Consider the following 25,211-nt stretch of genomic DNA (forward strand, 5'->3'; position numbering starts at 1 on the left):
ATATTATTAAAGTACATATAACCGACATAAATTTCGATGAGTAGATTTTAACAGAGTTCAAATTTAGGCTAGCCTCAACTATAGGTTCTGTCATCTAGCGTTCAGGAAACCCCCCCATTTCTTAGCCTTAAGTCTAAGAAAACAATGCTAAAAAATAGGAGTTATGATCATTTTCGCTGGCTTTTTTATGGTTTTTTTAAGGATATTTTAGAATGTAAAAAAACATTTCTAACGCTCCATTAACTAAACTATTTAATTAATGGCGACCTGAATGCCCAAAACCGCCTATACCACGTTCTGATTCAGTAAACTCATCCACAAATTCAAAAGCTGCTTGTACAACAGGAACTAGTACCAATTGAGCAATACGCTCTCCCACAGTAATAGTAAATGCTGTATTACCACGATTCCAACAGGAAACCATTAATTCACCTTGATAATCTGAATCAATTAATCCTACAAGATTGCCTAATACAATGCCATGTTTATGCCCTAAACCTGAACGAGGTAAAATCATCGCTGCTAATTCTGATGTGCCTATATGAATAGCCAGACCTGTTGGAATTAAAATTGTGTGGCCTGGTTCAAGCACACAATCCTCTTGTAACATAGCTCGTAGATCTAAACCAGCAGACCCAGTAGTTGCATAGGCAGGAACAGGAAAATCTGCACCTAATCGTTTATCTAAAATTTTAGTTTGTAACTTATACATTAACGTTTCTCTTGTAAAAAATAATCGGTAATCAGAGCCAGTAATTGTCTGGCAATTTTTGACTTGCTAGTTAAATCAAAACGGGTAGTTTTTAACTCCCGATCAATCACAGTAATCACATTATCATCACTATTAAAACCAATTGTAGGGTTAGCCACATCATTGGCTACAATTAAATTTAAATTTTTATCTTTTAATTTTTTTGAGGCATATTCTAATAAGTTTTCTGTTTCAGCTGCAAAACCTACACAGAAAGGTCTATCCTCTCTATTAGCTATTGTGGCTAAAATATCAGGATTACGTATTAACTCTAGTAGCACACCATGTTGATTAGATTGTTGTTTTTTTAGTTTTTGCTCTGCAACAACTTGTGGTCTAAAGTCGGCCACCGCGGCTACAGCAATAAAAATATCACAAGGTAAAATAGACTCACAGGCAGTAAGCATATCCCTAGCACTCACCACATCAATACGCTCAACCCTATCTGGTGTTGCTAGGTTAACTGGCCCACTCACCAAGATTACTTCAGCTCCTTGCTCTGCTGCTGCATCTGCTAAAGCAAAGCCCATTTTGCCTGAACTATGATTGGTGATATAACGCACAGGGTCTATATTTTCTTGAGTAGGCCCTGCGGTGATAACTACTTTTTTACCTGTTAATAATTTAGTTTCAAAACAATTGGCCACTAATTCAGCCAAATGATAAGGTTCTAACATTCTACCAGGTCCCACATCACCACATGCTTGTGAGCCAGTATCAGGACCAAACAGTAAGATATCTCTTGCGATTAATTTTTCAACATTATTCTGGGTCGCCACATCCCGCCACATAGCTTGATTCATGGCAGGAGCTAAAGCAATTTTGGCATCTGTTGCTAATATTAAAGTAGTTAATAAATCATCAGCCCTACCCTCAGCAATTCTTGCTAATAAATCAGCAGTAGCTGGAGCAATAAGCACTAAGTCAGCCCAACGCGCTAACTCAATATGCCCCATCGCTGCTTCAGCATGAGGGTCTAATAAATCAGTATGGACAGCATTTCCAGATAATGCTTGCAAAGTTAAGGGCGTAATAAACTCTTGCCCCGCTTTGGTCATAACGACACGAACATCAGCACCATATTCCTTTAGCTTACGAACTAACTCTGCACTTTTATAAGCAGCAATACCACCGCCCACGCCCAAAATAATACGTTTACTGTGTAATCGCTGCATTACTCACTCTCAATTTATAGGTTTTCACAGTTTGCTAATAGTCATATTAACCATTATTTGCTGCTTATTATACTGCAATTCAATATCTAGTGTTTATTTGTGTCACGGGCACTTTCTTATTTTATCTCTTAAGTTCCTCAATAAAACGTTGTAATAAAGTTGAAATTGGTCTTTCTTGAAGTGTTATTAAATACAAAGCTCTTATCAATTTTTTAGCTTGTGGAAGCTGTAAAACCTTAACTTTTTTAAGTGTGATTAAATCCTCTACAATACAGGCAGGTAATATTGCCACACCTGCACCACATGCTACCATTCTAGCAATCCCTTCATTACTTGCCATTATAAGCCGCTGTTTTGGTTTAACGTTTAATGTTTGCAACATATTTTCAGTCACTTTATAAGTTCCTGAGCCTTGCTCTCTTACTAACCACAATTGATTACTTAGTTCTTTTAAGGATAGATTCATATCAGGGGAAGTAATTATACTCAGCTCTTCTTGTTGCCAAACTTCTCTGTGAATTCGTTGATCATCAACCTCTCCCTCTACAATAGCTAAATCAATATCACAATTGATTAACGCCTGCCGCATCATCTCTGTATTGCCTACTTTTATATTTAACTCAATATTTGGATATTTTTGGTGAAAAGCTGTTACATAATTTGCTAACCAATAACTGGCTACTGTTGTACTAGCCCCAACTCTCAATTTCCCTTGTTTTAAACCAATACGCGCCTGTAAATCATCTATAGCTACTTTTTCTAAAGAAAAAATAGCACGCGCATGCTCGAATAATATTCGACCATCCTCTGTTAATTTTATTGTTCTGTTTTTTTTAACACCTGCCATATTACGCTCAATAAGCGATAAACCTAATTGCGTTTCTAATTCTCGTATCGCTTTTGACACCGCCGATTGACTAATAAAAAGCTTTTCCGCAGCTTTTGTAAAGCTTTGACTCTCAACTATTTGATAAAAAATACGAACCAAGTGTAAATTCAATTTCATAACTAAAATTCATGATTATTTGAAATTTATATATTTGATTCCATATTATTATTAGTAATAAGCTTATGTCAAATAGTTTTATAACTTTAAAAGTTAGGAGCATAAGATGTTACAACAGAGAAAAACTCTACCCATTTTCCAAAATATAGGGAATAGTAGTTTTTTGTTAGGTCTCATTCTTATTATTACTATAGCCTGTATTAGCCAATACTTATCTTCTTTATCTTGGGTAAAAACTACTGGCCTAAGTGCCTTAACTATAGCCATCTTATTAGGCATTGTGATTGGTAATACATTTTTTAACCATATTGCTACTCACACAGTTTCAGGTGTAGATTTTTCAAAAAATACTCTATTACGTTTTGGCATTATTTGTTATGGCTTTCGAATTACCTTCCAACAATTTAGTTCTGTTGGTTGGTCTGGTGTATTAATTGCCACCGTGATGTTAGCAAGTACTTTTATGTTAGCGATGTTGATAGGAATAAAGCTGCTTAAACTTGATAAACAAACAGCCATACTTATTGGAGCCGGTAGTTCTATTTGTGGTGCAGCAGCTGTGATGGCAGCAGAACCAATTGTTAAAGGACAAGCTCATAAGGTAGCAGTAGCAGTAGCAACCGTTGTTGTATTTGGCACTATAGCTATGTTTCTCTATCCTTTACTTTTTCCTTATTTAGGATTATCAGAACAAGCCTATGGTGTTTTTGCGGGATCTACCATTCATGAAGTAGCACAAGTTGTTGTTGCAGGGAAAAATATTAGTGAAGCAGCTGCTTCTGCAGCAGTTATTGAAAAAATGTTAAGAGTTATGTTGCTAGCCCCTTTTTTAATGATGCTCTCTATTACATTAGCTAAAAAGGGTGATAACACCAGCAAAGCTAAAATTAATATTCCATGGTTTGCTGTTCTATTTATTCTTGTAGCGCTGTTTAACTCTTTGGTAACTATTCCCAATTCAATACTTGACTTAATAAATAGTGCAGATACATTATTTTTAACAATGGCAATGGCCGCATTAGGTGTAAGAACACATCTAGGGGCAATCCGTCAGGCAGGTATTAAGCCTCTATTATTAGCAGGAAGCTTATTTATATTTTTAATAGTGGGTGGTTATACCATTAACTTAGGAATTCATCACTTATTTATTAATGGTTAATTTTAAGGCTATTTGATTTACAGCTGTTACTATACAATTTTAGACGAAGCGAATGGCTGAAAACAGTACAACTATTACGGCAAAGTCATTCAACGACATATAAAAATGTAGAGCAATAGCTATATCTTAGGAAGACGCTCATCAAATAGCCTATACAAACTAGAGTCTTTAGGCCAATTACGTAAAAAGCGAGTACGATCTTTAGCATAAGCTCGCTTAAAAGAATGAATACATTTATGTTGTTTAACTGCATCAAGGTCAATTAATGTCCACTGATTATTAACCCAAAACAAATTGGTTCCCTTTAAATCACCATGACTAATACGATGCTTAATAAGACTAACGAATAAGTTATCTAACGCTACTAATTCTGCTTCAGGTGGCCTACTATTTTCATAAGGCTTTAAATGGGTTAGTAAGTCTGGCCCTTCTAAATACTCCGTTACTAACCAAGCTCTACCACGCATCCAGCAATGACGCTCCTCTAATAAAGCCAGTGGTTTAGCTGTTGGAATGCCTAACATCATTAACCTAAAACTCTCTTGCCATGAGTGCCAACCACGTGTTGGTCGCCAGCAACGACTTAACTTATGCTTAAAGTTTTTAATGTTATAGCGTTTTAGTAAAATATGTTTACCATTAATAATGATATCAGCCACATTAGTAGTACCAAAGCCCTTAATAAAACGCCCTTGATCAATATAATAATCTGGCTCGGCTAACAGTGGCGCTAATATTTCTTCTTCTGTGCGAACTACACCATAAAAACCATTTGCTGTATTCTTCACACTAAATAATGTACAGTCTCGTCTGATTTTTTTCAGTATATTATCAACTCGCCACTTTCTAACTTTAATAATAGCTTGCTGTAAATCTGCTACTGATAAACTAATTGTTATATTTTGCGTTTGATAAAACTCAACAAACTCCTGTAAAAAATCATCTAGCTGAGGAGGCAACTGAGCAAAGAAAACAGCTAAATTAGCTATTACTTTATTAATAGATAATGCCTGTCCAGCTTTTTCTACAGAAATTCCATCACCATCAATCCAATATAAAATACCACTTTGCTCTAACAAGTTATCCAAATGTAAATCTTGCTGCCACAAACCCTTTAAATGAAGTTGTGCTATAGCTGCTAATGCCTGTTGTAAAACCTTTTTTTGCTGTTCATTAAGCAATGGCTGATTAATAAATAATTGCCATTGTTGGTCAAGCGTTTGACTATTCTCTAGGTACTCAAATAATAAATAGCCACCTTCTTCAGTTATTTGGTGAGCAAATAATTTAGGGGTATTGATTTGTTGCTGTGCTAATAAATTAACACCCTTTAATTCTCTTTGATAATGCTTATTTGCTTTACTACCGACAAATAACTTGGCTAATACTATTTTAGCTTGCCAATTAGCTTTTGCTACATAACGCTGATTAGGTAAAGTACGCAGTAAATTTTCTATTACTAAATCATTATCTTTATCTAATGTTATAGATAGCGGTAATTCAGGTGTACGACCTGCATTGGTAAGCTCAACCAGTTTCAAGCACGGTTCTCCTTACGTTGATTACGCTTGATGAGTCGATTTAACCAATCAGTCACTTCTGTAGAATCTTTTGGCTTATCAAGATAAGTATTAAGGAATAGACGATAATCATCCTCTAACCATTGATTTTTAGTTCGACGCGCCAATGTATCAATATCTTTTAATCGGTCACGTTTACCAAAATGTAATCGTCTGGTTTTTTCTAAATCAATAAGGCAACTATCAAAACCATCAATACTAGGTTTTAAAAAGATATGTTTAGGATAGAAACAACCATGTAACACTTTCTTATCATGTAACTTTTTTAATAATAAGCCACAAGCTTTAATAATCATCTGTTGCGTTTCTTTAGCCATCGTAAACCAATCTGGCAAATAGCTCTCTAAATCTTGCCAACCATCTAACGCGTGAGTCAGCAAAATGGCTTGTTTCTCATTAGCTAATGTTCTAGTGCCAAAAAAAGCCGCTGTTACCGCAGGAATACCTAATTGTTGATAGTATTCAATATTACGAAACTCTCTAGCAAAAGTAGGCTCACCAAAAGGTGCATATAATGAGCGCGTCAGATGATTAGATTGGCGTTTTAAAAAATAGCCCCTATCTCCTAGTTTCAGATAACTTACAGTACTCCAGCCGCCACGCTCACTATTAGGTTCATCCACAGTTTCTAATTGAAGATTCCATAGTGCTTCAAAAGAATCTAAGCCATTCTCGACTAATAATTGCTTATCTACGGAAGCAATAAAATCGCTCATTCTCTTCCCTCATAAAGTTTTACAATACGTCTAATGCGCTGTTTATCTTTATCTTTTAAACGATCACGCTCACGATATTGCAGATAAAAACGTAACCGCTGGGTACGAGTAAGCTGATATTTTGCTACTTTATCTAAACAAGCAAGGTCTTTGATACGGCGAAAACTAAACATGTAGCCATACCAAAAAGCACCTGTAGGACAATCAATAAAAAATAAATTTTGTTGGTCATCCACTAATAAATTACGCCATTTCAAATCATTATGGGCAAAATTATGATCATGCATTTTACGGGTAGCTTTAGCTAATTGCAGGCTAACATTATTTACCCATTTATAATCGTGTAGTCGAGCATCCTGCTGCTCCACCATTTGTGATAAATCTGTGGTATTAGGAATTTCTTTAGTTACCATAGCACCACGCATAAATAAGCCTTTACTACGCTCCAAACCTGAAGCAACCACTTCAGCAGTAGGGATGCCCCACTTTTTAAAACGTTGCATATTCTGCCATTCTCTTTTAATACGAGGCTTACCAAGAAATTTACGAATCCCTTTACCAGCGTCCCAATAACGCTTTACATAATAGCGAGTTCCCTCTATTTCCACACGTACTACTTCAGAAACACGATCCTTAGTAATACGTTCACCCTCTAGAGCAAATACAGCTTCCAGACTACCAAAACTATTGTTTAAATGTTGATACTCAGGATTTAACTTCCACTCAGCCATTAAATCGCCTCACCATACTTTTGCTTACGCTTATAAAGCTTTGCTGCTTTTTCCTCAAGCCACTGTAAAAGATCTTTTTCATCCCTGAAAATATCAGCTATAGGCTTTTGAAAATAAACTTTTAAAAAACGCAATAAATCTCGTTTAGTTAAACCAATCTCTAATACCGAAAAATAAAGTGCTGCCAAATCCTTATTGCGCCAGCGAGTTGGTAATTGACTATGTATTTGTGCACGATGTAAATCAATTACCGACAATTTAAACTGCTCTGCAGTCACTGCTGTGTCTGTATGTAATAAAAAATGGCAAATATAACAATCACGGTGATTTACGCCCGCACGATGCATTTTTCCTACCATTTCTGCAACACGATTAATCAGTGCCCATTTTAGCTTTACCTCAGGCGGCTGATTGATCCAATTTATACTAAAATCTTCTAGGCTAATCGTAGGCGCTAGCTCTTCAGTAATAATAAAAGAGTATTGTTTTGCTGGATTAGCTCCCTTTTCACCAAAAGCTACTGCTGTCATGGTATCAACTCCCACTGACTGCAACTTCTTAATAGCCTTTAATTCTTGACCCGCACCTAAAACAGGTAATTTTGCTGTAATAAGATTTTTAAAAATCTCAGACCAACCAATACCACGATGAATTTTGACAAAATATCCCTTACCCTGAACTTCTGTACGTAGTGTTTTACGTCCACTTAGTTCACGATAGACTTCTCCTTGCAAGCTTTCTACTTCAGTAAATGGATCTTTCCCTAACCACAAGCTTTTAAAGGGTTCAGATAACTCTAACTTCATTAACAGACTTCCAAAATAATATCCGCAGCACGTTCTGGCATACTATAAATATCAGCATCTTTTGCATAGGCTAAACCATTTTGTTGCCATTTAGCACGTGCTGACTTGTCATCTAGCATGGTTTGTAATGCTTGATTTAAATTACCTTGCTCAAAGGGACTTTCAATAACAATACCGCAATCTGCTTCTTTAATATAGTAGGCATATCCACAAACATCTGTTACTAATACAGGCAACCCAGCCACCATTGCTTCTAATAAAATAGTCCCTGTATTTTCATTATAAGCAGGATGAATAAGCACATCTGCTCCCAATAAAAAACGCGGAATATCATTACGACCTTTTAAAATAGTAACCTGCTCTGACAAACCTAACTTCTTAATCATTAATAAGAAATTGCGCGGTTCATCCTGACCAATAACAATAAACTTAGTACGTTTTCTTAACTCAGTAGGTAAACTAGCTAAGGCTTTCAAAGAACGATCAAGTCCTTTAGTTTTAAATCCTGAACCTATTTGTACTATTAATAGTTCATTATCTTTAATATTAAACTCTTGTCTAAACTGTGCCCGAATATCTGCCGCATTAGCAGGTGCTTTGCGATCTGTAGCTATACCAGGAGGTAATAAATGAAAACGCTCTGAGGGTGTTTGATAATGTTTTACAAATAGTGGTTGTTGTAATGCTGAAATCATTAATATATGAGTTTTAGACTTAACATCAAATACCGCCTTTTCATACTCATAGAAATGACGATAACGCCCTGTTTTTTTATAAAAGCCATGCCGTAAATTTTGTGCTTTATCTTCAAAACATGGGTCAGCGGCATAATAAACATCTAGATCTGGCATTTTATTAAAGCCAATTACTTTATCAACAGGTCGCTTAGCTAAATCTGCCTGCACCCAAGCTCTAAACTTTTCATTACGATTATGATTAAAAAAAGCTTTAACTGGCGCAATTAATACTTCAAATCCCTCTGGAATATCACCTTGCCAAATCATAGTATAAACACGAATACTATGGCCACGCCTCTGGCACTCCTGTGCAATACGCATAAAATCACGCTGCAACCCTCCAAAAGGAAAGTACTTATACAGGATAAAGGCTAATTGCATCACTCACTCCAAAAAACTTACTACTTTATACTAAGTAGTTTAATTCAGATACTTCTATTTGTCTGAATAAATCATAACATTGTTTTACAGCAAACAATAAATGACACTCTTCAAAAAACATAATAACACCATGATTTACAAGAAAATTACTTTCACAGTCAAAGTTACTAACCTGTCCAGTTATATTCTAGGTATAATAGGCAACTTTATTATAAAAGTTATTTGTCTTTTAGGCTTTTTTTATTAATATGACTAAGCGACAATAACACTTTATCTTGATATTAATGATTAGTTTGTAGGAGATCTTTAAAGATGCCAAGCCATCGTGAGTGCGCTAATGCTATCCGAGCCTTAAGTATGGATGCCGTTCAAAAAGCCAATAGTGGACACCCTGGTGCCCCTCTAGGAATGGCCGATATTGCAGAGGTTTTATGGCGTGGTTTTTTAAAGTACAATCCTCTAAATCCAGATTGGTTTAACCGTGACCGCTTTGTTCTGTCAAATGGTCATGGCTCGATGTTGCTTTACTCATTACTTCATTTATCAGGCTATAACCTTTCAATTAATGATTTAAAAAATTTCAGACAATTTAAATCACGTACTCCAGGCCATCCAGAATATGGCTATACGGTAGGCATAGAAACCACCACAGGCCCATTAGGTCAAGGTTTAGCTAATGCTGTAGGTATGGCTATTGCTGAAAAAGTCCTTGCAGCACAATTTAATAAGCCAGAATTCCCATTAGTTGACCACCACACCTATGTATTTTTAGGTGACGGTTGTCTTATGGAAGGTATTTCACATGAGGCAAGCTCATTAGCAGGTACTTTAGAACTTGGCAAATTAATCGCCTTCTATGATGACAATGGCATTTCTATTGACGGAGAGGTTGAAGGTTGGTTTACTGATGATACGGCTCTTCGCTTTGAGTCTTATGGCTGGCAAGTAATTCGTAATGTAGATGGACATGATGCTGAAGAAATTAAAATAGCTATTGAAACAGCTAAAGCAGAAACAACTAAACCTACACTTATTTGTTGTAAAACTATTATTGGCTTTGGCTCACCCAATAAACAAGGTAAAGAAAGCAGTCATGGTGCACCATTAGGCGCTGATGAAATATCAATCACTCGTGATGCATTAAATTGGCCACATGCACCCTTTGATATCCCCCATGATATCTATGCTGCTTGGGATCATAAACATGCAGGCACTGATGCAGAAAAAGCTTGGAATACATTATTCTTTGAATACAAAAAGCAATTCCCAGAATTAACTGCTGAGTTTGAACGCCGTGTATGGCGCGAGTTACCAGAAGACTTCTTAGAAAAAGCAGATCAATACATTGCTGAAATTGCTAACAAAGCAGAAACTATTGCGAGCCGTAAAGCCAGTCAAAATGCACTAAACGCCTATGGTCCTTTATTGCCTGAACTACTAGGCGGTTCTGCTGACTTAGCAGGCTCTAACCTTACTTTGTGGAAAGGCTGTAAAGGCATTGGCCCTGATGATGCCAGCGGTAACTATGTATTCTATGGTGTGCGTGAGTTTGGTATGAGTGCCATGATGAATGGTATTGCTCTACATGGTGGCTTTATCCCTTATGGCGCAACCTTCTTAATTTTCATGGAATATGCTCGTAATGCTGTACGTATGTCAGCACTTATGAAACAACGAGTGATTTATGTATTCACTCATGACTCTATTGGCTTAGGTGAAGATGGCCCTACTCACCAACCAATTGAGCAACTAGCTAGCTTACGTTTAACGCCCAACTTAGATACTTGGCGCCCATGTGATGCTGTTGAGTCAGCAGTTGCTTGGAAATTAGCTATTGCACGTGAAGATGGCCCTACTTCTTTAGTGTTCTCACGTCAAAACTTACAACATCAAATACGTACTAACGAACAAATCGCCAACATTGAAAAAGGTGGTTATATCCTTAAAGATTGCCAAGGTAAGCCAGATCTCATTTTAATCGCCACAGGTTCCGAAGTAGAACTAGCTACTCAAGCTTATGAAGAATTAACAGTACAGGGTAAAAAGGTACGTGTTGTTTCTATGCCATGTACTTCTGTATTTGATCGTCAAGAGATGGCCTATAAAGAAGCTGTATTACCTAGTGATGTTACAGCAAGAGTTGCTATAGAAGCTGCCCATGTAGATTTCTGGTATAAATATGTAGGTCTTAATGGTCGTGTTATTGGTATGACAACCTTTGGTGAGTCAGCTCCTGCCCCTACGTTATTTAAAGAATTCGGTTTTACCGTTGAAAACGTAGTAGCTATTGCTAACCAATTACTTTAATACTGTACTTAATAAAAAAGGTTAAACACTATGCATGTTTTAAAAATGGAAGATCTTGATTTAGCGGGTAAACGAGTACTTATTCGTGAAGATCTTAATGTTCCTGTTAAAAACGGCATCATTACGAGTGATGCTAGATTAGTAGCCTCATTACCAACCATTAAACAAGCATTAAAACAAGGTGCGGCTGTCATCGTATGCTCTCACTTAGGTCGACCAGAGGAAGGCGTATTCTCTGAAGAAAATAGCCTTGCCCCTGTTGCAAATTACTTAAGTATCGCTTTAAAGCAATCTGTGCCATTAATTAAAGACTATTTAGAGAACCCTATTACAATTGAACCTGGTAAAGTTGTTTTATTGGAAAATGTACGCTTTAACAAGGGTGAAAAGAAAGACAACGATGAGTTAGCACAAAAATATGCTAGCCTTTGTGATGTTTTTGTAATGGATGCATTTGGTACAGCTCACCGTGCACAGGCATCTACCCATGGCGTTGCAAAATTTGCTAAAGTTGCAGCAGCAGGGCCTTTATTAAGTGCTGAACTAGAGGCACTTGCTAAAGCATTATCTAATCCGGCAAAACCAATGGCTGCTATTGTGGCAGGTTCTAAAGTTTCTACTAAATTAGATGTACTCAATTCTTTAGCCAAGATTTGTGATCAATTAATTGTAGGTGGTGGTATCGCTAATACTTTCTTAGCTGCTGCTGGTTATCGTGTAGGCAAATCACTTTATGAACCTGAACTAATAGATACTGCAAAGCAAATAGCGCAACAAGTCAGTGTACCATTACCCTCTGATGTGGTGGTAGCAAAAGCCTTTGCTGCTGATGCAGAAGCAACTGTTAAAAACATTAATGATGTGGCTGATGATGATATGATTTTAGATATTGGCCCCAAAACAGCAGCACATTTTGCACAGCTATTAAATACTTGTAAAACTATCTTATGGAATGGCCCTGTCGGTGTATTTGAGTTTGATCAATTTGCCAAAGGTACAGAAACACTAGCCAAAGCAATTGCTACTGGTAATGCTTTCTCCATTGCAGGTGGTGGTGATACATTAGCTGCTATTGATAAATTTGGTGTAATAAGACAAATATCTTATATTTCAACAGGTGGCGGGGCTTTCTTGGAGTTTGTAGAAGGTAAAGTATTGCCAGCGGTAGCTGTCTTAGAACAACGAGCCAAGAACTTGTAATATACGAAAAGCGTATAGGTAATAGTACTGTTTTGTTATTTAATGGTAAAAAAGTAGTTTTATGATTAAAACTACTTCGACTTAACAAATGATCTCTATTAATGAATCATACTAATCGTTGAGAACAATAGATGAAAATTTTACAGTTAATCAGCTTAGTAATAAGTGTAATATTTTTACTTAGCTGTACCCATGATGAAACAGCATCTGTACCTGTTGGCATACCTAACTATCAATGGACCTGCGATACAGGGGCTATTGTTGAATGGAAAGCAGAAGATTTATCAGCCAACAAAATTCAATTACGTTTAGACAATGGTCAAAAACTTTATATTTTAAATAAAATATATACCACAGATATTGGCACACTTTACTCCAATGGCGAACTTGCCTTTAGAGTTAAAAATCAAACTGGCGTAATATTTTGGGCTACTAACGATGAAATAATTGGTCAAAACTGTATGTAAGGTAAGACCAATTACTAAATAATAGAATTCAAATGTAGGAGATACTTTAAAGATGGCATTAATTAGTATGAGACAAATGCTAGACCACGCAGCAGAATATGGCTATGGCATTCCTGCTTTTAATGTAAATAACCTTGAACAAATGCGTGCCATTATGGAAGCTGCAGACAAGACGGATTCTCCAGTAATTGTTCAAGCTTCAGCAGGTGCTAGGAAATATGCAGGTGCTCCTTTTTTACGTCACCTCATTTTAGCTGCTGTAGAAGAGTTTCCACATATTCCTGTCGTGATGCATCAAGACCATGGAACTAGCCCTGCTGTTTGCCAACGCTCCATCCAATTAGGCTTCTCATCCGTCATGATGGATGGCTCATTAGGTGAAGATGGCAAAACCCCAACAGACTATGATTACAATGTTCGCGTAACTCAACAAACTGTTTATATGGCTCACGCTTGTGGTGTTTCAGTGGAAGGTGAACTTGGTTGCTTAGGTAGCTTAGAAACAGGAATGGCTGGCGAAGAAGATGGTATTGGTGCTGAAGGTGTTTTAGACCATAGCCAATTACTCACAGATCCAGAAGAAGCAGCTCAATTTGTAAAAGCTACTGAAGTAGATGCTTTAGCTATTGCTATTGGTACAAGCCATGGTGCTTATAAATTCACTAAACCACCTACAGGTGATACTTTATCTATTGCACGAATTAAAGAAATTCATGCGCGCATCCCTGATACTCATTTAGTTATGCATGGTTCTAGTTCTGTACCACAAGAATGGTTGAAAGTGATTAATGAGTTTGGTGGAGAAATTCCTGAAACTTATGGTGTACCAGTCGAAGAAATTGTTGAAGGCATTAAATATGGTGTGCGCAAAGTTAACATTGATACAGACCTACGTTTAGCATCAACAGGAGCAATACGTCGTTTCTTAGCACAAAACCCTAGTGAGTTCGACCCACGTAAATATTTTGCCAAAACGATAGAAGCCATGCGTGATATTTGTATAGCTCGTTATGAAGCTTTTGGTTCAGCAGGAAATGGCTCAAAAATTAAACCTGTGTCTCTAGAAGTGATGGCTGAACGCTATGCAAAAGGTGATTTAAAGCCAAAGATTAATTAAAGCTTAATATGTACAGGGATCGTTTATAAAGTCTTAAACAATAAAAATACTCTGTGCTATAGTATAAGGTATGTCTAAATCCAGCCTCTAAGCTGGATTTAGCTTATTACGATCAAAAGGACGATATGACATGAAAAAGATTGTTGTTGTACTAGTTATTATTGCTGCAATAGTTGTAGCGCCCTTTATTACAGGGAAGTTAATAGAAAACCACTTTGAGAATAAAGTAGCGCTTATAAACAGTAAGCTAGAAAAAGTTTTTCACCAAAAAGACCTTATTAAACTAGAGTATCATGCTGGCTGGTTTAGTTCATCTGCTAAAACAACTATTGGCGATGTGGTAATGAACCATCATATTGTGCATGGCCCATACTGCACGTTTGGTGTTGCTCAAGTGGATAGCACATTTAATATACCAGAAAAAGCAGAAAAGGAATTAGCCACATTATTTGATGGTAAAAAACCTTATTCAATTACTACTAAATTAGGTTTCTCTGGTACTACTCATTTGAATATCCAATCACCCGCTTTTGGTGAAAAAGAATTGCCAAATAATCCTAAAGTAAAAATTGTTTGGCAAGGGCTAGAATTATCTTCTGATATCACCAAAAACACTGTAAGCTCTACTTTTTCAATGCCTAAATTTGTTTTCAAAGAGGGTAATGGTACTCTCTCAATTGAAAATATTAAGAGTCAAAGTAAAGGTGATCGCTTATTTGATAATGAGTTAAACTTTGTATTAGCTAAAAACTTCAAAATGGATAGCGATGCAAGCATTGGCAAAATCACCTTTGATCTTTTAAATGACAGCCAACCTGTAAATATTCAAATCAATAATATTACTAGTCAGATGAAAACTGACAGTAATAATTACACTGGTAACTTTGTAATTGAAAACGTTATAGCCAAAGCTGACCTTATTTCATTTTCTACTGATAATATCAGCATGAATAGTGTAGTTAACGATCCATTCTGGATTTTAAGAAATAATCTAAAGGAAGCGGACTGGAATTCTAATGCAGCTGCATCAGCAAAGAATATTAAATTTAACTACCCTGAAAAAGCCACTCAAGTTGCACTTGATTACCATCAAGAACAACAATTAACTGATAATGACAACAAAATAGGATATCGTGAACTTTACAGAGCCTCCAATATCAATATTCAATTTCCTAGGTATGGTAACTTTATTAATGGTGGCGAATTAAGCTATCAAATTAATGGTTTACCAAAAGAGCAACTCTCTATTGCTTTTGCGAACTATATTGATTTTATCAAACACAGTTTTATGTCAAGTTTTAATAAAGGATTTGATAAATACAGCTCTGGTGATAGTTATGCAATTATGCAGCAATATGAAAATAAATTGATGACTTCTGGACAAAATCTTGCTGTTGCTACTTTACAAAGTACACCCGACGTAATTGTTGACTTTAAATTACAAGGCAATAAGGGTGATGCTAATGTTAATTTTAAAGCTTCTTTAATTAAGCCAGATACCAGCACTACCAATATTCAACAGCTTGCTATGGGAGCCTTACCACGAATAAACGCTAAGCTCTCAGTAAATGCTGCTGAATCACTTATTGATGCCGTAGCACAACAAGTTGAACTTGATGAAGAACAGTTAGTTGATTTAAAACATGAAGCTAAACAACGTTATCCCATTATTGATAGCAATGGTCAATACTCTGTAGAAGTGGAATTTAAAGACAATAGCTTCTACGTAAATGGCGAGCTTGACCCAACTTTTTTACAAAAATATTCACGTGAATTTAGATAATTTTAATATATAGGAGTATATACTTTGAATAAGGGTATTATTATTGGGGGGATTGTTGTTTTAGTAGGTGCTGCTAGCCCATATTTTTGTGGAAGCGCCATCGAAAGCAAATTTGATAATCAACTAAAAGAGTTTCAAGTTGCTTTAAAACAAATGGATCCTAGTTTAACATTAGAAAAAACCGAATACTCAAAAGGTTGGTTCTCATCTACTGCAAAAACAGTATTAACAATTGACCGCCAACAAATTCCACTAGAGCATAAAATTATACATGGCCCTTTTAGTTATTTTGGCTTAGGAAAAATACAAACTAACATTGTATTTAATGACCAGCAAAAACAAGTTGTTGACAGTTTATTTGATAATAAACAACCTTTATTAATCACTACTAATGTAGGTTTCTCTGGTTACAAATCTATCGAACTTTACTCTGCTGAAATTAACAATAAGCCAGCCCCAACCGACCCTTCAACCACCATTAATTGGGGAGGGATGACAGGTAGCTTTAATCTCAATGGAGATCGTTTAATCACAGATGTTAACATACCAAAATTCTCACTTACAAATACTGATAAATCTATTGAGATACTTGGCTTTACCATAAAAGGTGATAGTGCTTATAGTAGCGATAAAAACAAATTTGAAGCTATTAACTGGACTGGAGATGCTACATTTAATATTGAAAAATTATTTGTACAATCTCCACAAGGAACATATAGCTCTAAAATTGCGCTCAATGCGGTTTCTACTGATGACAAAACTAATCTAGGTTATAACACTACCTTAAAATTCACTAATATTATAGTGCCTCAAGAGCTAGGTATTGCTACAGCAGATAGTGATCTAGTAGAGTTTGGTATCGGTTTTAATGGTATTCCTAAGAAGCCTTTCGTTGAGTTCATGAAGAAAATAGATGATATTCAACAACAAGGTAAAACACCCACAGATACTGAAGTAATGCGTTTAGGAGAAACTTTTGCTATCGCTGTATTACAAGGTACACCAAGCATTACAGCGCATGCGCTAGTTACTAGTAAACAAGGTGATGCGAATATTAATGCAGAAGCTAAACTAGCAACAGCTGATACGGCAACTGACATGATGAGCCTACTAATGAATGGCATGAATCGCCTAGAAATTACTGTTGCACCGAGCTTCTCTGAAAGTTTATTAGATGAAGCCGTCAATAAAGATCAACTACCTATGAGTAAAGATGAATTTATTATGGGTATTACTGAGAAAAACCGTTTTATTTTAAATAATGGTAAATTCTCTGGTAAGTTTGAATACAAACAAGGCCAATTCTACAGCAATGGTCAGCCTGACCCAGAGTTACAAGATAATATGCATTATATGTTACCTAGAGGCATTTTCTAGTTTTCTTATTATAGAGGCCGTAAAATAAGCGGCCTCTAATTTTATTTATCCCCTCATCCTGCTTCTCTTCTTCCTTTTTAATCCACTATAAATACTCATAAATTAAGCTTTAATTAATTTAATTATCATATGATATTTCCTGTAAATAGAATGTTTCCTATTCATGTACATTCATTACACTTATGGAAAGCATGGTATTACAAGGATGTACTGATGAAGTTATTTGGGAACCCCACAAGTAAAAGCAGGGAAGCTTACTTCTTCAGTTAACACTCTAATAAATCATTTCACTCATATCAGCTTCATTATTTTTACAATTCTTTTACAATCTTATACAGATAATAGACAACTCATTAAAATATAAACTAGATAATGGTACTATCATTACACACAGGAGTACCATCATGAAACGAACACTATTTTCACTACTTGCTATCCCAGTATTGTCATTGATGACAATAGTGAATGCCAATGCTGCACCTAAAATTATTATTAAATCTGAGCTGGCTTCGCCTGTCGTATTAGAAAATGCTCAAGATAAAAACTATCTCAAAATCTCCTTAACCGGTTTCCCACTAGATGTAAAAAAACGCAGCCCTATTAATCTAGCATTAGTTATTGATCGCTCTACCTCAATGAGTGGTGATCGTATTGAGAAAGCTAGAGATGCTGCAATTATGACAGTTAATATGCTTAGTAGCGAAGATACATTATCTGTTATTACCTACGATAGTTCTGCTGAAGTTATCATTCCAGCCACTAAAGTAAAAGATAAAGAAAAATTAATTGCTAAAATTAAGCAAAATATTAATCCTCGCGGTATGACTGCCCTATTTGCTGGTGTTAGCAAAGGTATCAACCAAGTTAATAAACACCTTGATAAAGAACAGATTAACCGTATTATTTTATTATCTGATGGACAAGCTAATGTTGGCCCTACCTCTATCAAAGAACTTTCTGATTTAGCCAGAACTGCTGCTAAAAAAGGGATTACCATTAGTACTATAGGCATAGGTGAAGGTTATAATGAAGATTTAATGACAGCCATTGCAGGTTTTAGTGATGGTAACCATACTTTCGTAGCCCATACAGCTGATTTAGAAAAAATCTTCACCAAAGAATTTAAAGATGTTATGTCAGTAGTTGCACAAGATGTAGAAGTTATTATTAAAACTGCTGATGGTGTTAAACCTGTTCGTCTATTAGGTAGAGATGGTGAAATCACAGGTAACACTATTACTGTAAAACTAAATCAACTTTACTCTAACCAAGAAAAATATGTATTACTTGAAGTTGTTCCTGCTAAAGGTTCAGCAGAACAACAAAAAGACTTAGCAGAAGTACAGGTTTCTTATAATAACCTTAGTAGTAAAAAACATGAAAATTATGATGAAAAAATAGCTGTTCGCTATAGCAAATCTGCTGATGTAGTAAAACAGGCTCAAGTAGATGAAATTGTTGTTGATTCAGCTATCCAAAAAGCAGCTATAGAAAATGAACGTGCTATTCAATTAATGGATCAAGGTAGAGTGGAAGAAGCTAAAATTGTCTTAAAAAACAATGCTACACAAATGGAAGCTTTGCCTGTTTCTGCACCAGCAGCAAGAATGAAAGCTGATCAAAGCGCAGAGGCCAATAAACAACTATTCAATAGAGTAAGCACGGAAAGCAAAGCATCATCACGTAAGGCTATTAAAGAATCTAGTTATAAGATTCAGAAACAACAAAAGTAATTAAATTATAATACCACTGATAGGCTAACTATCAGTGGTAAGGGCTAGAGATGACTATGAGTAATACACCTAAAAGTTATACTTTTTTCCTAATTATTAGCTTAATAATTTTTGGGTTAGTAGGTTATCTTGGTTTTCGTACTATCGAACACCAAGCGCTATTAAAACACTACCAAACTGAAGAAATAGCCCAAAGCCGTACCAATGAAGCAGATAAATTTATTAGAAACCAGCTTGATCAAAAAGCTACTCGTCTTGATGCAATTACTAACTTTCTACAACTTGATGACTACTCATTAAAACAATTTACTGATAATGACACAGACGTTGATAATATTTTTATTTTACAAAATAACCAGCTTACTTACCCTAACCAACAAACTGATTTACCCCAAAAGCAACAACAACTAATAACAGCTATTACACCTATTATTAACGACCCTAATTCACTATATACACCAAGTATTACCAACGAAAAAATTAGACCTAACGCAGGTTGGTATATTAACTACAGTAATCAAACGCCCTTACTTATATACTGGTCTAGTAAAGATAATATTACTATTGGTTTCTGCATTTCCTATGTCAACTTATTAGCCGATGTAATCAATACTGCAAACCTTACTTATGACAATGGTAGTTTAAAAATCACTGAAAATGATCGACTACTTTATCAAAGCACTACAGATATAAAAAACTTACAACTACTGGCTAATAAAAACTTAGCCTACCCCCTAACTAATTGGCAGATTAGTTACTATGGAGAACCTACCAGCACCCTAACCATCTATTTATGGGGTATGATAATTATCTTATTATTACTTATCTCTATTGGTTTTATTATGTTTAACCTCTATAGAGAATATATGCGTACAACACGCCAAGCGATGCAACAAGTTAACTTTGTTAGCCAAGTTTCCCATGAATTAAAAACACCACTAACCAATATCACCCTTTATGCAGAATTATTAAAAGAAGAACAAGAAGAAGATAATACAGATCAACAAGCCTATACTGAAGTGATTATCAATGAGAGCCAACGTTTATCACGTTTAATACAAAATATTCTTAGTTTTACTAAAACGCCTAAAATACACTTAACCACTTTTAATCTAAGTAAAACACTTATTCAAATCGCTCATACTTTCTCACCCTCTTTTACTAGTAAAGGAATAAGTTTAGTTCTAACTATTCCTGAGAATATCAAGGTTACTTCTGATATTGATCGTGTTACCCAAATTATCTGTAATTTTCTTAGCAATGCTGAAAAATATGCAGCTCAGGGAAAGCAAGTTGATCTAAATTTAACACCGCATACTAATTATATTGATATTCAAGTGCGTGATTATGGTAACGGCATAGCCAATAAAGAACATAAACTTATTTTTACACCCTTCTATCGTATTAAATCTACCATTACAGAAGGTGTTTCTGGTACAGGTATTGGACTAACCATTGCCAAACAACTAGCTACTAGCCTAAAAGCTGAAATTCTGATTACTAATACTAACCCTGGGGTATGTTTTACCTTACGACTTTGGCAACTATCAAACTCACAAGGAACAGGTAATTAATAATGAAAATTCTTATTGCTGAAGATGATCTTAATATTCGCCAAGGTTTAGAAAAAGCGTTAGCACGTGAGGGCTATACACTGATTACAGCTGAAAATGGTAAAATTGCATTAGAAAAATATCAGTTAGAAAAGCCAGACTTTATTATTCTCGATATTATGATGCCAGAACTAGATGGCTATTCGGTATGTCGGGAAATTCGTAAAAACAATGAGCATATCCCTATTATATTTTTATCAGCTAAAGATGAAGAAATTGATCGAGTAGTTGGTTTAGAACTAGGCGCAGATGATTATATTAGTAAACCCTTCGGTATCCACGAAATAAGAGCCAGAATAAAAACTATTGCTCGTCGTTGTTTACGTAATGCAACAGAAAAAACAGATAATCATTTTACCTTTGGTGACTTGATTGTTTATCCAAATGAACTTTGCGCAACGCGAGGTGAACAAAAGCTAGAGTTATCACTAAGAGAAATAAAAATTCTAGAATGCCTTTATGCTCATCGCAATCAAGTAGTAACCAGAGATATGTTATTTAATGCAGCATGGGGTTATGAACATATTCCCAATAGCCGTACTTTAGATCAGCATATTTCGCACTTAAGAAAAGCTATTGAATTAGATGCGAATAACCCACAACTTATAAGAACAGTACATGGTATGGGGTATAGATATCAAGAAAATTAAATAGTTATTTTTAAATTTAATAATTAATTAAAAATTTAATTCTATTTTAAGTATTAATTTATATAATTGCCCTCCTTATTCTCATGGTAACAAAAGGTGCTCTCTTAATGGGATTAATGTTTACTGGTATTGCTTTAAATCTACTAGGTGTTTTTTATACTTATTATTATGTTACTGAATTAAGCCCTAGCTCTGGTGCAGAAGGCTTTACACTAGTTGTATTAGCTTCTTGGTTACTATCACTCATTGGTGGTATTTTGGCAGCAATAGGTAAGCGTAAAATTGGCTCTATACTTGTAATTATAGGAAGTGCTATTTTTGTTCCACTTGGAATGGTAGCTATTTTTGGTGCAGTAAGAATAAAAGAACCTACACAAATTGATTTAGAAAAACGACGCCAAGCTATAGCTAATCAACAGGATAATAATCAATGACTAATACAACACAAGAAGATACTCAAGATAGCAACGTATTTTATGCTCAAAAATATACTGGACTAAATATTGGAATTGCTATCCTTCTTATTATCGTAGGCTTTTTTGCTATCTCTATGACAGGTGCCAGTGGAGCACCTATTGGCTTCGGTATATTATTTATTATTATCACTATGATGACTCATAACATGCATTATGTAATCATAGATAAAGACTATATTGCTATAAAACCTGCCCCTGCAAGAAGCAGAGTTAACATTCTATTTAGTGAAATTACTTCTGTAACTAAAGAGCCCAAAAAGATCACTATTTTTTATAAAATACATGGTGAACAAAATGCTCAAGAAAAGAAAATAGTTATTGCTCTTAATATATTAGAAGAGTCTGAAAAACAAAGATTACTTACAGCACTTAATCAATGTTTTGGTGAAAAAATTAAGTAGCTTTTCATTTCATAACAAACCTCTATGAAAAGTAGAGGTTCTGCAATTACCTATTTCTGTTAAATAAAATAATCTTCTTTATAAAAAATAATGGCCATATTAGATTAACAGAAACATTAACCTAACACAGCCATTCTATATTTTATTTAATAAAACTAAATAAAATCTTTTTCCCACAATACTTTAATTATCTGCTCTACCCCTTGCTCTATTGAAGTAGTTTGTGTATCAATAATAATATCAGCATCCAAAGGTTCATCATATTGGAATGAAATAGCTGGAATATTATCTTCACTTGCCGCATAAAGCCCTTGTGGATCACGTTCCTTACAAGCTTCTAAAGAAGCTTTTACATACACGGTGATTAAACGATCACTGCCAATAATTGCTTTTGCTTGTTCTCGCCCTTCAGTATCAGGTGCAACAAAAGCAGCTAAGGCAATTAACCCTGCCTCATTAAATTGACGCGCCACATTAGCCGCGCGTAACCAGTTTTCACTACGCCCTGCACGGTCTTGTGGCAAGCCTTTATTTAAATCACGACGTAGGTTCTGACCATCCAGTACATAAACAGCACGACCACGATCAAATAAGCGACGTTCTACTCCATAGGCAAGTGTACTTTTACCTGCGCCAGATAGACCAGAGAATAAAATAGTAACAGGTTTTTGACCAAAACGTTGCACACGCTCAGCCACACTCACATGGGCATTATTACCATGACGATTAATACCACTGCCTGTAGGTGCAGCAATAATCATCCCAGCCCCCACTGTACCATTAGTTAAACGGTCAACAATAATAAATGCACCCGTAGTACGATTTTGCTCATAGCCATCTAATGCTATAGGTGCATCTAATGCTACTTTTACTTTAGCAATTTCATTAAGTTTTAATTCGCTCGCTGTTTTATGTTCTAAAGTATTTACATCAATACTATGTTCTATGGTGGCAATAGTCCCTGGAATATAACTAGTAGCACGTTTAATATCGTACTTCTTACCTGGCCTCATTGGCTCTTCAGCCATCCACACTAACATTGCTTCAAAGCTATCCGTAACCTGTGGTACGGAATCAGCATGAACTAATAAATCACCACGAGAAATATCAATTTCATCTTCTAAGGTTAAGGTAATCGCCTCACCAGGAATTGCCTGCTCTAATTCACCTGCAAAGGTTACTATCGATTTAACTCTACTAGACTTACCAGAAGGTAATACTAAAACCTCATCACCTTTACGCACAATACCACTGGCTAATGTCCCTGCAAAACCTCGGAAGTTTAAGTTAGGACGATTAACATACTGTACAGGAAAACGTAAGTCGGTTAAATTACGATCTGCTGCAATTTCCACTGTCTCCAAAATTTCCATCAGTGATTTACCATCATACCAAGGTGTATGTTCACTATGGTTTACTACGTTGTCGCCTTTTAAAGCAGACATAGGCACAAAGTAAATTGCTTCACTATTAACATTAAGTTGCTTAGCAAACTCTAAGTAATCCGCTTTAATTTTTTCAAACACTGACTGATCGAAATGCATTAAATCCATTTTATTAATGGCGACCACTATATGTTTAATACCTAGTAAAGAGGCAATAAAGCTATGACGTCTTGTTTGAGTTTGTACACCGTGTCTAGCATCAATAAGAATAATCGCTAAATCACAGGTAGAAGCACCTGTTGCCATATTACGGGTATATTGCTCATGACCAGGGGTGTCGGCAATAATAAATTTACGTTTAGCAGTACTAAAATAGCGATAAGCCACATCAATAGTAATGCCTTGCTCACGTTCAGCTTGCAGACCATCTACTAATAAAGCCAAGTCCACATCATCACCTGTAGTACCTACTTTTTTAGAATCTTTGGTAATAGCTTCTAACTGATCTTCATAGATCATTTTTGAGTCATGTAATAAACGACCAATTAAGGTACTTTTACCATCATCCACATTACCGCAGGTTAAAAAGCGCAGTAATTCTTTACGTTCGTGTTGCGCTAAGTAAGCCAAAATATCTTGGCTAATTAATTCTGATTGATGTGACATTTTAGAAATACCCCTGCCGTTTTTTCTCTTCCATCGACCCTGTAGCATCATGATCAATGACACGACCTTGCCGCTCTGACGTTTTGGTTAATAGCATTTCCTGAATAATCTCAGGTAATGTAGTCGCTGTGGATTCAACAGCCCCTGTCAATGGATAACAACCAAGGGTACGGAAACGTACCATTTTCTTTGTAATACTCGCTTTTTGTTCGTCTGTTAAATATTCAAGAATACGCTCATCATCGATCATAATAAGTGTACCGTTCATCGCAATAACATCACGTTCAGCAGCAAAATAAAGCGGAACTATGGGTATTTTCTCTAAATAGATATATTGCCAAATATCTAATTCTGTCCAGTTTGATAAAGGGAATACGCGAATTGATTCACCTTTATTAATTTTACTGTTATAGATATTCCATAATTCAGGACGTTGGTTTTTAGGATCCCAACGGTGTTTGCTATCACGGAAGGAATAAACACGCTCTTTAGCACGTGATTTTTCTTCATCACGACGAGCACCACCAAAAGCAGCATCAAAGCCATATTTATCCAAAGCTTGTTTTAGCCCTTGGGTTTTCATAATATCAGTGTGTTTCGCACTACCATGAGTAAAGGGATTAACATTTTGCGCAACACCATCAGGATTAATATGCACAAGTAAATCAAGATTCATTTCTTGAGTCATTTGGCTACGGAACTGATACATCTCCTGAAACTTCCAGCGAGTATCTACGTGTAATACTGGGAAAGGCAATTTACCTGGAAAGAACGCTTTACGCGCTAAGTGCAACATTACTGCTGAGTCTTTACCTATCGAATAGAGCATAACAGGGTTATCAAACTCTGCTGCTACTTCACGAATAATATGTATACTCTCAGCTTCTAATTGCTTTAAGTGAGTTAATTTATCAAGCATGATTCTCACAACCTTATCTATATAGATTGTTTACTTATTGAAAATGGTAAACACTCTATCATAGATTAAAGCTTT

22 protein-coding genes are annotated in these 25,211 nt (G+C 35.7%); 12 read left to right on the forward strand and 10 right to left on the reverse strand.

Going from position 1 to position 25,211, the window contains the following annotated elements; all coding sequences use genetic code 11:
• Positions 1–256: 256 nt before the first annotated feature.
• The 3 genes from dut to MTZ49_RS02360 form a co-directional block, all read right to left on the reverse strand.
• Entirely contained in the window at positions 257–712 is a 456-nt protein-coding gene (gene dut, locus MTZ49_RS02350) for a dUTP diphosphatase (protein ID WP_264746802.1), read from the reverse strand.
• Positions 712–1,926, reverse strand: a complete 1,215-nt coding sequence (gene coaBC, locus MTZ49_RS02355; protein WP_264746803.1) for a bifunctional phosphopantothenoylcysteine decarboxylase/phosphopantothenate--cysteine ligase CoaBC — start codon at positions 1,924–1,926, stop codon at positions 712–714. Before coaBC ends, dut begins: the two co-directional genes overlap by 1 nt.
• Before the next feature lie 121 nt (positions 1,927–2,047).
• A complete protein-coding gene (locus MTZ49_RS02360; RefSeq protein WP_264746804.1) occupies positions 2,048–2,932 on the reverse strand; it encodes a LysR family transcriptional regulator in 885 nt (294 codons plus the stop codon).
• Between the two features lie 106 nt (positions 2,933–3,038).
• Here MTZ49_RS02360 and MTZ49_RS02365 point away from each other — a divergent pair, with 106 nt between their 5' ends.
• Complete coding sequence (locus MTZ49_RS02365; RefSeq protein WP_264746805.1) at positions 3,039–4,091, forward strand: YeiH family protein; 1,053 nt, start codon at positions 3,039–3,041, stop codon at positions 4,089–4,091.
• 119 nt (positions 4,092–4,210) lie between these two features.
• On the opposite strand, the gene MTZ49_RS02370 is transcribed toward MTZ49_RS02365, so the two are convergent.
• The 5 genes from MTZ49_RS02370 to MTZ49_RS02390 are packed head-to-tail and all read right to left on the reverse strand — an operon-like array spanning position 4,211 to position 9,042.
• Complete coding sequence (locus MTZ49_RS02370; RefSeq protein WP_264746806.1) at positions 4,211–5,632, reverse strand: lipopolysaccharide kinase InaA family protein; 1,422 nt, start codon at positions 5,630–5,632, stop codon at positions 4,211–4,213.
• Positions 5,629–6,387, reverse strand: a complete 759-nt coding sequence (locus MTZ49_RS02375) for a lipopolysaccharide kinase InaA family protein (RefSeq protein WP_264746807.1) — start codon at positions 6,385–6,387, stop codon at positions 5,629–5,631. Before MTZ49_RS02375 ends, MTZ49_RS02370 begins: the two co-directional genes overlap by 4 nt.
• Positions 6,384–7,118 (reverse strand): lipopolysaccharide kinase InaA family protein, encoded by a 735-nt coding sequence (locus tag MTZ49_RS02380; RefSeq protein WP_264746808.1) that lies wholly within the window; start codon positions 7,116–7,118, stop codon positions 6,384–6,386. Before MTZ49_RS02380 ends, MTZ49_RS02375 begins: the two co-directional genes overlap by 4 nt.
• Complete coding sequence (rfaP, locus tag MTZ49_RS02385; RefSeq protein ID WP_264746809.1) at positions 7,118–7,924, reverse strand: lipopolysaccharide core heptose(I) kinase RfaP; 807 nt, start codon at positions 7,922–7,924, stop codon at positions 7,118–7,120. The genes MTZ49_RS02380 and rfaP overlap by 1 nt, the downstream gene beginning before the upstream one ends.
• Complete coding sequence (locus MTZ49_RS02390; RefSeq protein WP_264746810.1) at positions 7,924–9,042, reverse strand: glycosyltransferase family 4 protein; 1,119 nt, start codon at positions 9,040–9,042, stop codon at positions 7,924–7,926. The genes rfaP and MTZ49_RS02390 overlap by 1 nt, the downstream gene beginning before the upstream one ends.
• A 312-nt stretch (positions 9,043–9,354) precedes the next feature.
• Here MTZ49_RS02390 and tkt point away from each other — a divergent pair, with 312 nt between their 5' ends.
• The 11 genes from tkt to MTZ49_RS02445 all read left to right on the forward strand — a co-directional run bounded on the left by tkt (position 9,355) and on the right by MTZ49_RS02445 (position 22,166).
• A complete protein-coding gene (tkt, locus tag MTZ49_RS02395; RefSeq protein ID WP_264746811.1) occupies positions 9,355–11,349 on the forward strand; it encodes a transketolase in 1,995 nt (664 codons plus the stop codon).
• Positions 11,350–11,379: 30 nt separating this feature from the next.
• Entirely contained in the window at positions 11,380–12,549 is a 1,170-nt protein-coding gene (locus tag MTZ49_RS02400) for a phosphoglycerate kinase (RefSeq protein WP_264746812.1), read from the forward strand.
• A 131-nt stretch (positions 12,550–12,680) separates the two neighbouring features.
• On the forward strand, positions 12,681–13,016 hold the full coding sequence (locus tag MTZ49_RS02405; RefSeq protein WP_264746813.1) for a hypothetical protein: 336 nt from the start codon (positions 12,681–12,683) through the stop codon (positions 13,014–13,016).
• Between the two features lie 52 nt (positions 13,017–13,068).
• Positions 13,069–14,133, forward strand: a complete 1,065-nt coding sequence (gene fba, locus MTZ49_RS02410) for a class II fructose-bisphosphate aldolase (protein ID WP_264746814.1) — start codon at positions 13,069–13,071, stop codon at positions 14,131–14,133.
• Positions 14,134–14,263: 130 nt separating this feature from the next.
• Positions 14,264–15,916, forward strand: coding sequence for a YdgA family protein (locus MTZ49_RS02415; RefSeq protein WP_264746815.1), 1,653 nt, complete (start codon positions 14,264–14,266; stop codon positions 15,914–15,916).
• A gap of 24 nt (positions 15,917–15,940) precedes the next feature.
• Complete coding sequence (locus tag MTZ49_RS02420; RefSeq protein ID WP_264746816.1) at positions 15,941–17,293, forward strand: YdgA family protein; 1,353 nt, start codon at positions 15,941–15,943, stop codon at positions 17,291–17,293.
• Between the two features lie 404 nt (positions 17,294–17,697).
• Complete coding sequence (locus MTZ49_RS02425) at positions 17,698–19,026, forward strand: vWA domain-containing protein (protein WP_264746817.1); 1,329 nt, start codon at positions 17,698–17,700, stop codon at positions 19,024–19,026.
• A 56-nt stretch (positions 19,027–19,082) separates the two neighbouring features.
• Positions 19,083–20,600, forward strand: a complete 1,518-nt coding sequence (locus MTZ49_RS02430) for a sensor histidine kinase (protein ID WP_264746818.1) — start codon at positions 19,083–19,085, stop codon at positions 20,598–20,600.
• Between the two features lie 2 nt (positions 20,601–20,602).
• Positions 20,603–21,289, forward strand: a complete 687-nt coding sequence (locus MTZ49_RS02435; RefSeq protein WP_264746819.1) for a response regulator transcription factor — start codon at positions 20,603–20,605, stop codon at positions 21,287–21,289.
• 107 nt (positions 21,290–21,396) lie between these two features.
• Positions 21,397–21,723 (forward strand): hypothetical protein, encoded by a 327-nt coding sequence (locus MTZ49_RS02440; protein WP_264746820.1) that lies wholly within the window; start codon positions 21,397–21,399, stop codon positions 21,721–21,723.
• Positions 21,720–22,166: a hypothetical protein gene (locus MTZ49_RS02445; protein ID WP_264746821.1), complete on the forward strand. Its 447-nt coding sequence runs from the start codon at positions 21,720–21,722 to the stop codon at positions 22,164–22,166. The genes MTZ49_RS02440 and MTZ49_RS02445 overlap by 4 nt, the downstream gene beginning before the upstream one ends.
• Before the next feature lie 155 nt (positions 22,167–22,321).
• On the opposite strand, the gene cysN is transcribed toward MTZ49_RS02445, so the two are convergent.
• Positions 22,322–24,217: a sulfate adenylyltransferase subunit CysN gene (gene cysN / locus MTZ49_RS02450; protein ID WP_264746822.1), complete on the reverse strand. Its 1,896-nt coding sequence runs from the start codon at positions 24,215–24,217 to the stop codon at positions 22,322–22,324.
• Position 24,218: 1 nt separating this feature from the next.
• The gene (gene cysD, locus MTZ49_RS02455; RefSeq protein WP_264746823.1) at positions 24,219–25,136 is read right to left on the reverse strand and encodes a sulfate adenylyltransferase subunit CysD; all 918 of its coding nucleotides are present in this window, start codon (positions 25,134–25,136) and stop codon (positions 24,219–24,221) included.
• Positions 25,137–25,211 lie beyond the last annotated feature (75 nt).

Origin of the sequence: Entomomonas sp. E2T0, assembly GCF_025985425.1 — a bacterium.
Taxonomy (GTDB): domain Bacteria; phylum Pseudomonadota; class Gammaproteobacteria; order Pseudomonadales; family Pseudomonadaceae; genus Entomomonas.